Below are 13,562 nucleotides of genomic sequence, written 5' to 3' on the forward strand. Positions count from 1 at the left end.
TCGTCGGCTCGGCCAGAGACAGAGGGTGTCGTGGACAAAGGCTGGTTTCTGGTCGAGACCTCAGGATCGACGCCCGCAGTGGTCATGGTCGGTGCGCGCTCGAAGCAATGGCGACCGGTCTCCAATATGTTCCGCGGTTCGGTCTACACGACGGTGCTACAACTACTCGACACCGTCCTCAACAACCTGAAGCAGTCGCAGGTGCTCCTCGACGTCGGCGGGCCGCGATTGGCGCTGGCACAGCCCGTCCTCGGGCCGTCGCGACAGGTACACGCGATACTCATGTGGATCGGCGACGCCACCGAGACGCCGCCGCCCGAGCCCCCGGTGTGGGCGTTCGCCTGGGAACTCGCCGACCCGATCTCGCCGGAGTTCGTCGACGACCCAGAGACCGGCACGATGACCGACTGGCTTTCCGGATGCGCCCGCCTGTCCGACATCCGTCGCACCGCCGCAGACGTTTACGGTGCCACGGTCGGTGACCGCTTCGCCGGAGACTGGATCCGCACCGACGGGACCGTCGAGCGTTACACGATGCGCGTCGTGGCGACCTTCGATGGACCGGCCATCCTCGGAGTCTCCCTGCGCCTCCCGGAGACGACCGCCTCCACAGAAGAAGAGCTGCTTCCACGCGCCGCACTTCAGGCAACCGCGACCTACGCCGGAACATCGACGGCGGTGCTGCACGCCGCGAGCGGGCGTGTACTCGCGTGGCTCACAGACGGGCGCCCAAACTTCCCCGACGAAGTCGTCTCCGGGCGTATCGCGGCCCCCACACCATCAGCCACAAGTCCCATCGACGAGACCGGGCAACTAATACTGGGGATATTCGACCTCGAGCGACACATGCCGTCCCACGCGATCGTTGCTGCAACACATGCCGTCGAGCACGTGGCATCACCGGCGTCCAATAGAACCGGCGGCAGCGTTGCCGATTGTAGTCTCGGCCGAGAATGAGGGCCATCAGCGTGATGTCGCGACCCGAGGCTCTACACGGGAACTGTCTGCACCATTTGTCTTACTCTGTCGCAGCTAATTCACGTTGCGAGTCAGTCGATCACGTGGACAAATATCGAAGGACTGCCAGAACTCGTCGATGACTCGAGGGTGACGTCTCGAGGCCGAGCTTGTTGAACACAGTGGTGATGTGCTTCTCGACCGTGCCATTGGAGAGGAACATCGCGGTAGCGATCGCTCCGTTGGAACGCCCTTCTGCCATCAGCCGCAGTACGTCCCTCTCGCGGGGTGAAAGCTGTGCGAGGTCCGAATTCGTGGTGCGTGGGGTATTGACCAGAGCGGCAGCAACTTCGGGATCCAATACGACGTTGCCTGCGGTGATCTGCTGAAGAGAGTCGATAAATCCTCCGACGTCGGCAACTCGGTCTTTCAACAGGTACCCCACGCCGCTCGTGGCTACCTCCAGAAGGGTACGCGCCCAATGGACTTCGGCGTATTGTGAGAGCAGCAGAACCCCCACATCCGGTCTGAGTGCCTTGATGCTCACTGCGGCCCGCACGCCCTCGTCCGTGTGCGTGGGGGGCATGCGAATGTCCATGACCACGACGTCGAAGCCGTGTGCCCCGCCGCGATCTGTGGCTGCAATTGCGTCATCGCCGGTTCTGGCGGTGTCGACGTCGTGACCTCTCCCCGTGAGGAGTGCTGCGAGCCCTTCGCGGAGAATCGCGTTGTCGTCGACGACGAGTATTTTCATCGACCGCTTGTTTCCGGGATGGTGAACCGTGCGGTCGTCGGACCGCCTGAGGGGCTGTCGATCGTGAAATGCCCATCCACTGCGCGCACTCGCTCACGTACACCCGCGAGACCGGTTCCTCTCCCCGCCGCAGGATCGTCGACGTGGGCACCTCCCTGTCCATCGTCGTTTACTTCCGCCACGAGTCCGTCCGGCCCGCGACTTATGTCAACGGACGCTGATCTCGCGTTGGCGTGTTTCTGGACATTCGTAAGTAGTTCGAGCACAGCGAAGTAAGCGATGCTCTCCACGACCGGCAAAGGCCGTGTGGGCAAGTCGACGTGCAGTCGCACAGGAAATCCGGCCCTCCCCACGGCTGATTGCAGAGCAGCCTCGAGACCGCTGCCGAGGACCGGTGGGTGGATGCCTCGAACCAGTGCTCTGAGTTCGGCCAACGTCTCGGTCGTGACTTCAACCGCCGAAGCGAGTTGCGATTCGATAATCGCGGGGTCGGCCCCGGAACGGACCCGGTCCAGCGCATCACCGAGAATCATCGCAAGATTGACCACACGAGCCTGGGCGCCGTCATGGAGGTCTCGCTCGATGCTTCGCAGTACGGCGTGTGCGCCCTCCAAGGTCGCGTCTCTCGATGCTGCAAGTTCCGCGAGCCTGAGTTCACTCGGGGACGGGCCGAGGAGCGCGTCGATGACGAATGACTGCGCCCGGGCCAGGCCATGATTGACGACGGGCCACACCAAGACGAGGAGCAGTGCCCCGACGATGACCAATGTCGGACCTGCCGAGTTCGATGTGAACACTATGCCGTCGAGGCCAATGAAATTCGAGCGCCATAGCGGGAACGTGAACGCAGCGAGGGCGATCGCGAGCAACAGGCCGCTGGCAAGAAACGTTGTCCCGGTCAAAGCGAATCCGACGCCCGCGTAGGCGAATGCGCGCCACGACGCCGGATCACGAAATACAGACATGGCCGATCGGACCGCGGTCTGCGGCGGTGTTGCTACCGGGCGCCCGAGGTACTGTGCGCTCAAAGCCCGGGTCGGTGCCGCGACCCACCCGGTGCTGGCGAACAATGCTGCCGCGACGGGCAGACCCACGCCGGAGGCAGCGAATAGCACTCCGATCGTGGTTGCGACAAGAAGCCAAGCGAACCCGGCAACAGCGACCGGGAAATGGAATGCGTGAAACGCCAGTTCCCGCCACGTCGAACCCCGCAGGATGCCTCGGCCTATGAGGCGGTGTGCGCGCAGTTCCTCAACAGCTGAGTCATCGTGCATCCGACACTGCCGAACACTCATCGATGTCGCGGGTCATGAACTCAGACTAGGTCAGCGACCCCCAGCGGATACGAACCCCGGCGGACCCGGTCCACGACTCCGGTAGGCCGGCGGCAGGAAGTAGGGCTACCCCGGGACAGTTGGGGGGCTAGCCCCGTGTCGATGAGACAACGTTCGCGGTGTGCTTGAACCACCGCGCAGCAGCGTGACACCTTTCGAGAAATGGGCTGATTCTTTTGCTTCACAAATACACCTCCTTCGTCCCGCACCCCACTACCGCCATCGCCGCTCTCGTGGTCGTGCTCGGAGCGGCCGGCTGCAGTTCCGCCACCGAGGCCCCGTCCGATGCGCCTCCGCCGACTACCAGCGCGGCATCCTCCACACCCCCGCAAGCGTTGGGCCGGCAGGAGATCGTGCGACGCGACGGCCACGATCTCGCTTTCTATCTCACGCCCGGCGACGGGGGAACCATCGTGCTCGACGCCGGCGGGGGCAACGACGCCACCTACTGGAACGGTATCGTCCCCGACCTTGCTGCCGCGACGGGCGCGGCCATCGTCACGTACGACCGAACCGGGGCCGGACAAAGCGACGACGTGCCGGGGGCATTCGACCCGTCCGCAGCCGGCGAGGATCTGGCTGCCGGCCTCGAAAGCCTCGACCTCCCCGACGGCCCCGTCGTCTTGGCCGGACACTCGATTGCAGGGGAAGTCGCGCACGCCCTCGTGAACACTCACCCAGACATCGTCGACGGCGCAGTCCTGATCGACGCCAATCTCCCGCCGTTCTTCACACCGGACCAAATAACACGCCTCGTTGCAGCCAACGAGGAAAAGGTCACCGCAATCAAATCCGCTCCATCGACGCGGCAGTCACGACAATTTCTGGCTGTCGCGGAGAACTGGGGACCGGTACACACCGCCTTCCACGCCATGACCTGGCCACAGGACATCCCTGTTTCGGTGATCGTTTCCGAGGAGACACCGATGCCAGCAGGATCGGCGGATGCACGCAACTGGACCGCCGCCGCTGCGCTCTTCGTCGGCCAGGGGCCCAACCGTCACCTCGTCACTGCAGTGGGCAGCTCCCATGACGTCCCCCTGGACGACCCCGCACTCGTCCAGACGGAAATCACGGGCATGTTCGACGCACTATGACTGTCGTAGAAACACAGATGCTCAGCAATGCGACGTCGACGTATTTGTGTCCGGGCACCATGGTCGGCACACCTCATCTGCAACGTACAAGTCGACGTGGACGACGGGACATTTTCTACAGCTGCCCGTCTGCAATGTAGTGGGCTCCACCGACACACCGTCTGCCTGGCGCTCTTCGACGACGACGACTACGACTACGACTACGACTACGACTACCACGAACAGCACGAACAGCACGAACGCTAGTGCTCGTGTCTGTCGTGCCGATTGACATGTGAACGTTGCACACGTGCTGCACTGGGCGCGCACCGCCGGTGCCCGATACACCTACTTTCTACAAAAATCAAACAAACTAACTCAACAAAACTCAGTTATGTTTGTGTTCGCACTTCAGAGGTCTACCAACACAGGGGGTGGCATCGCGATGACCTACGACCTGCACTCGACGGCGCTTCAAGTCCTGAGAAGCTGCGGCGTTCGAGTGGCGGCGGGTAATCCCACAGAACTGCTTCTCGTTCTACCCGACGGGCGGTCCCGCACGGTGGTCGTCACCGTACGACGGAGCCCACCGCCCCCCAGCACTGTCGATCACATCCGGCACCGTAGTCGCGGTGCCCAAGCAATGATCATCACACATCATTTGACCCAGTACTTGCGCGATTGTGCGTTGCGAGAGTTGATAGACGTCATCGCTGTGGCCAACGAGATCGCCATCATTGCAGGCATCACGTTCACCCCACCTGCATTGCCCCAATCGGCGGATCCAACCCCGCCACGACGCGGACGAAAACCATGGACGCGTTGGGCGGTCGAAAGGCTGCTGCTGCTGATAGACGAGCCCAAGCCTCAGGCTCACCTGGCAGAAGAGTTGGCAGTGTCTCAGCAGTCCGTCTCACACGTACTGCGACGCCATCCATTCGCCAGCCGAGAGGGAGGCGGATGGGTAATGGACAGAAAAAACGACCTGCTCGACCAATACTTGCTCGAGTATCCGGGCGCTGGGGGGCCGTCCACCTACTGGTTCGGCCTCGAACCAACGGTGCAGCAAGTAGATGACGCTCGAACCCTCACAACGGAACTGGCGGTAAGTGCGCTGACGAGCGGAGACGTTGCCGCCGACACCTATGCCCCGTGGAGACTGCCCACATACGCTGCCATCTACACCACTGAAATACTCGACTTCACACCCGCAGGATTTACTCCCGCTCGCCCGGGCGAGCACACCTTGCAGGTGACGGTGCCCGACGATTCAACTATTTGGAGAACAGCTGCGGCTGTGCTTCCGGCCACGCACAGGCAGAGTCTCGCGGACCCGATCATCACCCTGACCGACCTGCTCCGTAGTCCAGGCCCGGACTCAGCCGAAGCATCCGAACATCTACGTCAGGCAATCATGAGCGGTGAATGGCGTGCCTGATTCGATCGATATAGACATCTTCGCGACGTCGAACGCTGCCGATCTGGGTTTGCGAGCCCTCGCCGACCTCGCGTCCGCGTCCGAGGGTCATTCGTATCGACTGATCGGTGGACACATGGTTCACATCCTCACCCATGTGTATCCGACTCCGGACGCGGTCGCCCGTGTCACTGCCGACGCCGACGCCGGAATCGAGACGGTCGTGGCCGCTGGCGATGGATTACACGAGAACCTTCTTGAACGTGGCTACACCAGGGTCGAGGGGAACCACTACGAAGCTCCGTCCGGCGACGACCGGAAACCTCTGGAGATCGATCTGCTGGTGCCCTCGATGACAGGGAAGTCTCTGACCACTGTTGTGTTGGGAGAGCGTAGTTTCGACGCTATTCCCGGGTTGAGTTTGGCGCTGGCAGCTCCTGCACTCGATGTCGCCGTACACGCCCGGCTACACAGCGGAGACGACCTGACCTTCTCGGTGTTGGTACCCGATGTCGAGTCGGCCGTGGTACTCAAGGCGCTCACATGGTGGAGTCGAATGGCAGACAAAGACGACAGCGACCTCTGTTCGCTGTTCGCCATCACCCACCAGCACAAGGATCAGTTGAAGAACGGTTGGAAGCTCGATACAGCAACGGGTGGGGCGCGTCTCGACGCCAATCGGGCACTCCACGACCTGCTCGGAATCATCGACCGGCACCAACCACTCAAAGGTTTGACGATGGTCGCGCCACGCTTCGGTGCCCTGATTCGGACCTATGCAGGCTCACCTGATCGCTGACCACCACCCCAGCAAGTCACCCGCGGACCCGCAGGCTTACCGCCAAGAGCTGACACAATGGCGCTCCTGGCATACAGCCCCGGCTCGATCGACTGGCCGTACCTCGACAAGGACAGCGCCGCGCGACTATGGGGCGAGCTCGGTACCTGGGTGGAATGGCTACGCAACCGATACGAACTCAGCCACCGCATTCCCCTGTGCTGGTTCAAGCACGGCCCGGTGGCCGAAGACTGACCGCAGCGATGTTCGCGCGCCGAAATGCGTATCACTCGTGCAGCTTCACCCCGCCGACGACTTCACCGCCGTCATCATCGACGACGCACGGTGGGAATACGACGAGGACACCGAGACCTACAGGCCGACCGGTGGTCGACGATCGGTAGCCACCTGTCTACAACGGTGCGTGCCAACTTTTCCAGCTTGCGACCAGCCCAACACCTGGGACGTCATTCCCCTCATCCACCGTGACGATTCGGGATCCCCACAACGTCCGTCGACAGTGGCGGGACGCCCACGGTGAAGAGTTCCGCATGGGTGATTCCTTGCAGCTTCCGTAAGACGGTCGCCACACTCATCGATCGCGAAAGCAATGAGGGTGACGCGTCGGTACAGCTCGGACACTCCGGTACGGCCGTGACCAAACGGCACTACATCGAGAGGGCGGCCGAGGCCCCCGACCTCACCGAGGTGCCGCACCAGCTCGGAGGGTAGTCAGTCCATGTAATTCATGGGGCTGTCGAAGCTCTGCACGGTGCTGCACGGCCAGGGTGTCGATGCCTCGTGCCCGCCAGCACACGGCGCTCCCCACTGGCCACCCTCGGGCTGGTGCTCTGCCATCATCGCCCGCTGCACCTTGCCGTGTCCGTCGATACCGGAGATGTGGCTGCGGTCTTCGAGGTAGCGGCTCAGGCGGTTCTCGATAGAGGCGTTCTTGCTGTACACCTTCTGGTCAATCTGGCTCATTGTGAATCCAATCCGGGTCGATTCCGTGTCGGGAGCCTCATTGCCCTACAACGAGAACATCCCCCCACCGGCATCTCTGCTGGTGGGGGGATGTTTTGCTGTGCGCCCGAAGGGATTCGAACCCCTAACCTCCTGATCCGTAGTCAGGTGCTCTATCCGTTGAGCTACGGGCGCGTGTTCAGTTGTTATCTAGCTGGCCAGTAAAACTCTACCGACCGTGGCGGAGGCGAGAGGATTTGAACCTCCGGACCCGGTGAAGGGTCAAGTCATTAGCAGTGACTCCCATTCGGCCGCTCTGGCACGCCTCCTAGGCTGCCGGCCCTCTCGGACCGCCGAGGAAAGAGATTACACATGGGAAAGCCACCAACGCAAAACGCCTGGTCAATGTCTCGTTCACCTGAGGAAGGAGTCGAACCAGTCGAAGATCCGCAGCTGCGCCTCGGCGAGTGCGGCGAGTGCGGGATCGAGGTCCTCGGCACTACCGAGGGACGGCGCGGCGTCCGCCTGATGGCGCAGGCCGCTATAGGTCACGACGTTCGTGGCGACGGACGCCCGTGTGGCTGCCTCGCGGAGCGCCTCGACGTGCTCTGGTGGGGCCTTGGGGTCATCCTCACCGAACAGACCCAGCCACGGCGCCTTGAGCGACGGCGCGGCCACGGTGAGTGCGACGGCGTCGCAGTTGAGTGGTTCGAGGATCCCGCCGGCCGCGACGCTCACGGCTGCTCCGACGGGTCGGTTGGTGGCGACGATGAGGGCGGCGGTGCCGGCGTCGTCGAATCCGATGACTCCGACGGAATCGGGATACACCCCGCGGGCGGTGAGCCAGTCGAAGGTGGCGTCGAAGTCGGCGAAGAGGTTGTCACCGAAAACTTCGTCGCCCTTGTCGTCGTCACCGCCATCGTCGCTGCCATCGTCACTGTTGCGGGATCCTTCCCGATGGAAGAGGTCCGGCGCCACCGCCAGCCATCCTTCGAGGGCGAGCGCGCGCAACAGATCGAGAAGCGACTCGGGGATTTCGCGGGACTCGTGGAGCACTACGATTCCGCCTCGCACAGCACTGTCGGGTTCGATGGCGGTCAACGGAACCTTCTGCCCGGCGGCAGGCGAGGGCTCGACATCGTTCCCCGCATCCGACGCCTCGAGACCTGGGTTCTCGGCAACCGGGCCCACGTCGATTCGGAGCACTGCCACATCCGTGAAGATTTCCGACATGAATCCAAAATAGTGCTGCCGCGCGGCCACCGCATCAATACGGCCGGACGCGCGCAAATCGTGATACCACGCCAGGCGCATAATGTGAGCCGTGACTGCCCGAATTCGCTCCGATCTCGATGCCATCCCCGCCTACGTTCCGGGCCGCAACTTTCCCGGCGCTATCAAGCTGGCCAGCAACGAGACCACACAGGGGCCCCTGCCGAGCGTCCGCGACAAGATCGCCGAGGCTGTCACCACCGTCAACCGCTATCCAGACATCATGGCAACGGCCCTGGTGGATGAGCTGGCTGCGGTGCTGAAGGTCGAACGGGAGAACGTGACCGTCGGCAACGGCTCGGTTGCCCTCTGCCAAGAGATCGTGCAGATCACGTGCAACCCCGGCGACGAGGTGGTGTTCGCCTGGCGCTCGTTCGAGGCCTACCCCATCATCACCCACGTCGCCGGAGCGCGGCCCGTCCAGGTTCCCCTCGACACGAACCACACGCACGATTTGGACGCGATGCTCGGCGCGATCACCGAACGCACCCGCGTCGTCTTCGTGTGCAACCCCAACAACCCCAGCGGCACCGTCGTCGCACGATCAGCCCTCGAGAAGTTCCTCGACGCCGTACCCGCGAGCGTCCTCGTCGTCCTCGACGAGGCGTACTTCGAGTACGCCCGCGAGGATGCCAGCGGCGAGTACACCGACGGCGTCGAGCTGGCCCGCGGTCGTCGCAACGTGGTCGTTCTTCGGACGTTCTCCAAGGCCTACGGCCTGGCCGGGCTTCGAGTGGGATATGCCGTCGGCGATCCGTCGGTCATCACCGCACTCCGCAAGGTGAGAATCGCGTTCGCGGTCAACTCCGTCGCGCAGCACGCGGCGCTGGCATCTCTCGCTGCGAGGAACGAACTACTCGCACGCACCGACGCCCTGGTCGCCGAGCGTGAGCGCGTACGCGACGCGCTAGTCGGCATGGGGTACGACGTGCCGCAATCCGAGGCCAACTTCGTCTTCATGCCGCTCGGTGACCGATCCGTCCCGTTCGCCGAGGGAGCTGCCGAAGTCGGGGTGCTTCTGCGCGCCTACGGCAGCGACGGCGTGCGGATCACCATCGGCGATCCACACGAGAACGACACGTTCCTGAAGTACGCGTCGAGCGCCGCACCCCAGTAGGCCTAGAGGCCGAGGGCACTTTCGAGGGTCGGCCAAGACTCACGCAGGTCGTCCTCCCAGTACGGCCACTGATGGATGCCGTAGGGCCGGTAGACGACCGTCGCGGGGATATCCAGCGCGCGCAGCCGCGTGTCGAAGAGCGTCGTGCAATACAGAGCGGCCGCTTCGAGTGGCCCACCCATGGCAGCGGACTCGATTCCGGTTCCGCCGGGTCCGATCTCGTACGGCCCGGGCAGACCGGTGCCTACGGAGACGAAGACTTCCTTGCCACGCAGTGCCTCGGCATTACGCGTCGGATCGTGCTCCATCCACCGGGGATCGGAGTTCTCGCCCCACATGTTGGTGGCATTGCCGCCGTTGGTCGCGACAGTGGCGCGGACGGCGTCCTTCAAGTTGCTCTGCGAGTTGTCGTAGCAGCCGCTCAGGCCCGCGACGCCGGTGTACAACCCCGGATGGCGCGTGATGAGGTCCATTGCGGCCTGCGCACCCATGGAAACGCCGGCGATGGCGTTCACGCCGTTGCCGGAGAACCGCGCATCGATCAGCGGCGGCAACTCCGAGGTCAGGAACGTCTCCCACATGTTGACGCCGAGCACTGGATCAGGAACGTTCCAGTCCGTGTAATAGCTGCTCGAACCGCCGATGGGGAGGACGACATTGACCTGCTTGTCCGAGAAGAAGTCGACGATGTCGGTCTTCTGCGTCCAGGTGCTCTCCGCGTAGTTCGATTCCTTGCCCGCGCTGACGCCATCGAGCATGTACAGGGTGGGGCGCGAGACTGCCTGAGCAGCCGGCAGCAGCACCTGCACCTGGATGATCTTGCTCATCGAGGGGGACTCGACGAAAACAGCGGCGCGACGGTCGGTGATCATCTCGACGTGGTCGATTCGGGCCGACTGCGACGAAGGTGTGAATCTTGGGGCGGGGGCAGCACCATCGGAACTCCCCGTGCCCGGCAGTGGCTGAGCAGACACGACACCGGTTCCCAGTACCGACAATGCGATACAGGTCCCGAGCGCAGCCAGAACACGACGGTGCGTCAACGATCCATCCTCCCCCGCCGCGCCCGCAGAGAGCGCAACACGAATTACATCCGTCGCACAACCTAACCCACGAGTAGGTACCCACGCCGCCAGCTGTGCCGTGGCCCACAGTAGTCGTATCTGATGGTCATACAAAAGCTCTACCGTTTGTTTGGGATACCTCCCAAAGGGCGCATGAGCAGGGCCGCGGCGAGAAAACACAGGGCACCGATGAATGTGCCCGCATTGGCCAGCGCCGCGTCGGCCAACTGCCCCGTCGAGGGCCGCACGAACGCGCCCACCGCCGAGACCCCGAACGCGATGGAACCGACCATGTTCAACCACGTGCTGCGCCAGTCACGCGCCTGCGGATCCCACAGTTTGTCGGTCTCCGTAGTGGCGACGACCGCCAGCGCACTCGCCACAAGGAACGCGAGCGAGCCGAACACGTCCGGGCGCCACACCCACTTGTCCACCGCCCTGACAGTCAGGCCGTTCATCATCGCGATCGCGGTGCTCAGGTTGAACAACAGTGTGCCGACGAACTGGATGGCGGCGGCCCACCAATCGAAACGCTCGACCTTCGCTGATTCGCTCGTGGGCACCGGGCGACCGCTGAGCCGGAGCGCGATGAACCCCGCGGCGGTGAAGAACAACGAGCCGACGAAGTACGTGATGTTGTCGCCATCTACACCTACCCACCGGGCGTAGCCGGGGGCCGCCGCCAACGCGAACAGCAGCGAGCCGATTATGAACCCCCACGACTCACGACGGAGCGGCACTCAGATTCCTGTCTGCGCCGCTACCCGGCCACTGTCGATCGCCTTCTTCAGCAGTGCATAGTCCGCCCGGTTCTGCTTGCAGTAGGCCTCCGCGAATTCCGAGATCGCACCCTCGAACTTTTCACTCGAACCGAGATATCCGGCGATCTCGACGCGATCACCCGCCCGGGCGTGGGCGTAGGCCAGGACTCTCCCACACAATTTGCCGTACAGCTCCATCCCGCCGGGTGACATCGCCTCTATCACCGCCGACCCTTTGCCGTCGCGCAGTTGACGCAGGTAGAAATCACGCATGTCGCCGTTCGGATCCGGTCCTCGTTGCCAACCGAGGAAGATATCGCTCGACGCTTGCATCAAACGCTGACCGTCGACGACGCGTCGGCCCTGATTTTCGTAGTCGGGCCCGTCGACGTACGCCGCCAGCACGGAGCGCTGGGCCTCCTTCGCCTGCAGAAACAATGGATCGTTCTCGTCGACGCCCTGCATCAGGAAGATCCACGCGCGGGTGCCGACGCTTCCGACGCCGACGACTTTGCGAGCGAACTGAACGATACGGAACTGATCGAGCAGGACCTGCTTGTCCCATTGAAAGGTCGCGCGATAGGCAACGAGACGTTCGGCGAGATCGCGGTAGACAGCTTCGACGTCGTCGAACAGTTCCTCGACGGGAACGATGAGCGGGGGATTCGAGATGATCCGGCGTTTGCCGTCGACGACTTCGGTCAGCTTCTTGAAGGCCTGTATGTTGTCCCTGGAGCGCGCTTTTCGAATATTGGCTGCAGCTCGAGCGCGTATCGTGGAGTCCAGCTCATGGTGGATGGAATCGAGCTCGTCGGTTATTTCGACATTCGAGTACCACACCGCCAAGGTTCCTAATAGCGCTTGCTGTCTCATGGTTTCGCGATACGCCCACGCACACGAGGTGGTGATTTTGCGTCGCTCCTTGCCGGAGAACTCCCGCGCACGCGATGCGACCGCGAGACTGGCTGCGAGCCGCTTGACGTCCCACTCGAACGGACCCGGATGAGTCTCGTCGAAATCGTTGATGTCGAACGCAAGTCGTCGTTCGGGAGTGGAATACACACCGAAGTTGCTCAGATGCGCGTCGCCGCACAACTGAGTGACGATGCCCGAACTCGGGGATCGAGCGAGATCGTCGGCCATGACCAGCGCCGCTCCTCGATAGAACGGGAACTCCCCACCCGCCATCCTGCCGTATCGGATGGGAACTAGTTCGGGAACCCTCGTTGCAGCCTGCGATTCCAGCAACGCGATCGGGTCACGTTCACTTTTTCGATGTTCGGCGAGCGATGCCAACGGCGTCGCACGTCGCGCGTCCTTTCCGCGCTTGCGCCGGGTCTCACGATCGAGGGACGAACTCATGCCTCGATCCTGTCTCCGCAAAGCCGGGCACGTCGTCATCCGCGGCGGATGAGTTTACTGGATCGCCGACATGGCTCGGAGTGACAGCGGGGAATTTCTCCAACACGTTCATTCACGCGAATGATTTCGATTGACTGTTGAACAACTCGAGTCCCAAGATTTAGATCCCCTCGTTCTCAGGAGCAGTAGATGACTCGCAAGACCATGCTCGTTCGTGCCGGCCTCGGTGGCTTCGTCCTCGCAGCCGCGATGGCCACCACGCCCGCAGTTGCGGCGGCCGATCCGATCACCGACTTTCTGTGCAACTCCGGCTCGGCGCAGTTCTGCCCGGTCCCTCTGCCCCCGGCTCCCCTGATGGCACCGGCGCCCCGATCTGCCCCCGCGCCGAGCGCATTCCAGTACCGAAACTGCACCGAAGCCCGCGACGCCGGCGCCGCACCCGTCTATCGCGGCGACTACGGCTTCGGCCAGCACCTCGACCGCGACAACGACGGCATCGGCTGCGAATAGCACCATCGAATTCGCACTTGTGCAGACGTAGTGGCTGCACTCCGCTGCACAAGTGCGAACTCGGCGCACCGATAAGCCCGAATGCACCGATCAACTGATGGCGTCGCTGTGAGTTTGGTTGTGCGGCTTCGAGTGGAGTGCGGGCGTGGGTGATCGTCCGACCTCTCGTGCCGGGTTGTTCCACTGGGTCTTTCGCG

The 13,562-nt window shown here is 63.1% G+C and carries 16 protein-coding genes and 2 tRNA genes; 9 read left to right on the top strand and 9 right to left on the bottom strand.

Features of this window, described 5'->3' with window-relative positions; all coding sequences use genetic code 11:
* The first annotated feature begins 30 nt into the window (after window positions 1–30).
* The gene (locus KVY23_RS19505) at window positions 31–957 is read left to right on the top strand and encodes a GAF domain-containing protein (protein ID WP_230557891.1); all 927 of its coding nucleotides are present in this window, start codon (window positions 31–33) and stop codon (window positions 955–957) included.
* A gap of 100 nt (window positions 958–1,057) precedes the next feature.
* On the opposite strand, the gene KVY23_RS19510 is transcribed toward KVY23_RS19505, so the two are convergent.
* Both KVY23_RS19510 and KVY23_RS19515 read right to left on the bottom strand, forming a co-directional pair.
* Window positions 1,058–1,711, bottom strand: a complete 654-nt coding sequence (locus tag KVY23_RS19510; RefSeq protein WP_230557892.1) for a response regulator transcription factor — start codon at window positions 1,709–1,711, stop codon at window positions 1,058–1,060.
* On the bottom strand, window positions 1,708–2,985 hold the full coding sequence (locus KVY23_RS19515; protein WP_230557893.1) for a sensor histidine kinase: 1,278 nt from the start codon (window positions 2,983–2,985) through the stop codon (window positions 1,708–1,710). The genes KVY23_RS19510 and KVY23_RS19515 overlap by 4 nt, the downstream gene beginning before the upstream one ends.
* A 236-nt stretch (window positions 2,986–3,221) precedes the next feature.
* On the opposite strand from KVY23_RS19515, the gene KVY23_RS19520 reads away from it, so the two are divergent.
* From KVY23_RS19520 to KVY23_RS19545, 6 genes are all read left to right on the top strand, one after another.
* Window positions 3,222–4,142: an alpha/beta fold hydrolase gene (locus KVY23_RS19520; RefSeq protein WP_230557894.1), complete on the top strand. Its 921-nt coding sequence runs from the start codon at window positions 3,222–3,224 to the stop codon at window positions 4,140–4,142.
* Window positions 4,143–4,238: 96 nt separating this feature from the next.
* Window positions 4,239–4,388: a hypothetical protein gene (locus KVY23_RS19525; RefSeq protein WP_230557895.1), complete on the top strand. Its 150-nt coding sequence runs from the start codon at window positions 4,239–4,241 to the stop codon at window positions 4,386–4,388.
* A 178-nt stretch (window positions 4,389–4,566) separates the two neighbouring features.
* A complete protein-coding gene (locus KVY23_RS19530; RefSeq protein ID WP_230557896.1) occupies window positions 4,567–5,559 on the top strand; it encodes a hypothetical protein in 993 nt (330 codons plus the stop codon).
* Window positions 5,552–6,337, top strand: a complete 786-nt coding sequence (locus tag KVY23_RS19535; RefSeq protein ID WP_230557897.1) for a hypothetical protein — start codon at window positions 5,552–5,554, stop codon at window positions 6,335–6,337. Before KVY23_RS19530 ends, KVY23_RS19535 begins: the two co-directional genes overlap by 8 nt.
* Window positions 6,338–6,394: 57 nt before the next feature.
* On the top strand, window positions 6,395–6,571 hold the full coding sequence (locus KVY23_RS19540) for a hypothetical protein (protein WP_230557898.1): 177 nt from the start codon (window positions 6,395–6,397) through the stop codon (window positions 6,569–6,571).
* Window positions 6,572–6,853: 282 nt separating this feature from the next.
* On the top strand, window positions 6,854–7,048 hold the full coding sequence (locus tag KVY23_RS19545; protein ID WP_230557899.1) for a hypothetical protein: 195 nt from the start codon (window positions 6,854–6,856) through the stop codon (window positions 7,046–7,048).
* Here KVY23_RS19545 and KVY23_RS19550 read toward each other — a convergent pair whose 3' ends face one another.
* The 4 genes from KVY23_RS19550 to KVY23_RS19565 form a co-directional block, all read right to left on the bottom strand.
* Window positions 7,049–7,300, bottom strand: a complete 252-nt coding sequence (locus KVY23_RS19550; RefSeq protein ID WP_230557900.1) for a hypothetical protein — start codon at window positions 7,298–7,300, stop codon at window positions 7,049–7,051.
* 101 nt (window positions 7,301–7,401) lie between these two features.
* Window positions 7,402–7,474 (bottom strand) — tRNA-Arg (locus KVY23_RS19555).
* Between the two features lie 44 nt (window positions 7,475–7,518).
* Window positions 7,519–7,608 (bottom strand) — tRNA-Ser (locus KVY23_RS19560).
* Between the two features lie 85 nt (window positions 7,609–7,693).
* A complete protein-coding gene (locus tag KVY23_RS19565) occupies window positions 7,694–8,512 on the bottom strand; it encodes a dienelactone hydrolase family protein (protein WP_230557901.1) in 819 nt (272 codons plus the stop codon).
* 91 nt (window positions 8,513–8,603) lie between these two features.
* Here KVY23_RS19565 and hisC point away from each other — a divergent pair, with 91 nt between their 5' ends.
* Window positions 8,604–9,668, top strand: coding sequence for a histidinol-phosphate transaminase (gene hisC / locus KVY23_RS19570; RefSeq protein WP_230557902.1), 1,065 nt, complete (start codon window positions 8,604–8,606; stop codon window positions 9,666–9,668).
* A 2-nt stretch (window positions 9,669–9,670) separates the two neighbouring features.
* Here the strand turns inward: hisC and KVY23_RS19575 are convergent, their stop codons facing one another.
* From KVY23_RS19575 to KVY23_RS19585, 3 genes are all read right to left on the bottom strand, one after another.
* On the bottom strand, window positions 9,671–10,711 hold the full coding sequence (locus KVY23_RS19575) for an alpha/beta hydrolase family protein (protein WP_230557903.1): 1,041 nt from the start codon (window positions 10,709–10,711) through the stop codon (window positions 9,671–9,673).
* 140 nt (window positions 10,712–10,851) lie between these two features.
* Entirely contained in the window at window positions 10,852–11,472 is a 621-nt protein-coding gene (locus KVY23_RS19580; protein WP_230557904.1) for a YrhK family protein, read from the bottom strand.
* Window positions 11,473–12,855 carry a DUF2252 domain-containing protein gene (locus KVY23_RS19585; RefSeq protein ID WP_230557905.1) on the bottom strand — a complete coding sequence of 461 codons (1,383 nt, stop codon included), beginning with the start codon at window positions 12,853–12,855 and terminating at the stop codon, window positions 11,473–11,475.
* Window positions 12,856–13,044: 189 nt separating this feature from the next.
* On the opposite strand from KVY23_RS19585, the gene KVY23_RS19590 reads away from it, so the two are divergent.
* On the top strand, window positions 13,045–13,365 hold the full coding sequence (locus KVY23_RS19590; protein WP_075838899.1) for an excalibur calcium-binding domain-containing protein: 321 nt from the start codon (window positions 13,045–13,047) through the stop codon (window positions 13,363–13,365).
* Window positions 13,366–13,562: the final 197 nt, after the last annotated feature.

This window comes from Rhodococcus sp. I2R, assembly GCF_020889545.1.
Classification (GTDB): Bacteria; Actinomycetota; Actinomycetes; order Mycobacteriales; family Mycobacteriaceae; genus Rhodococcoides.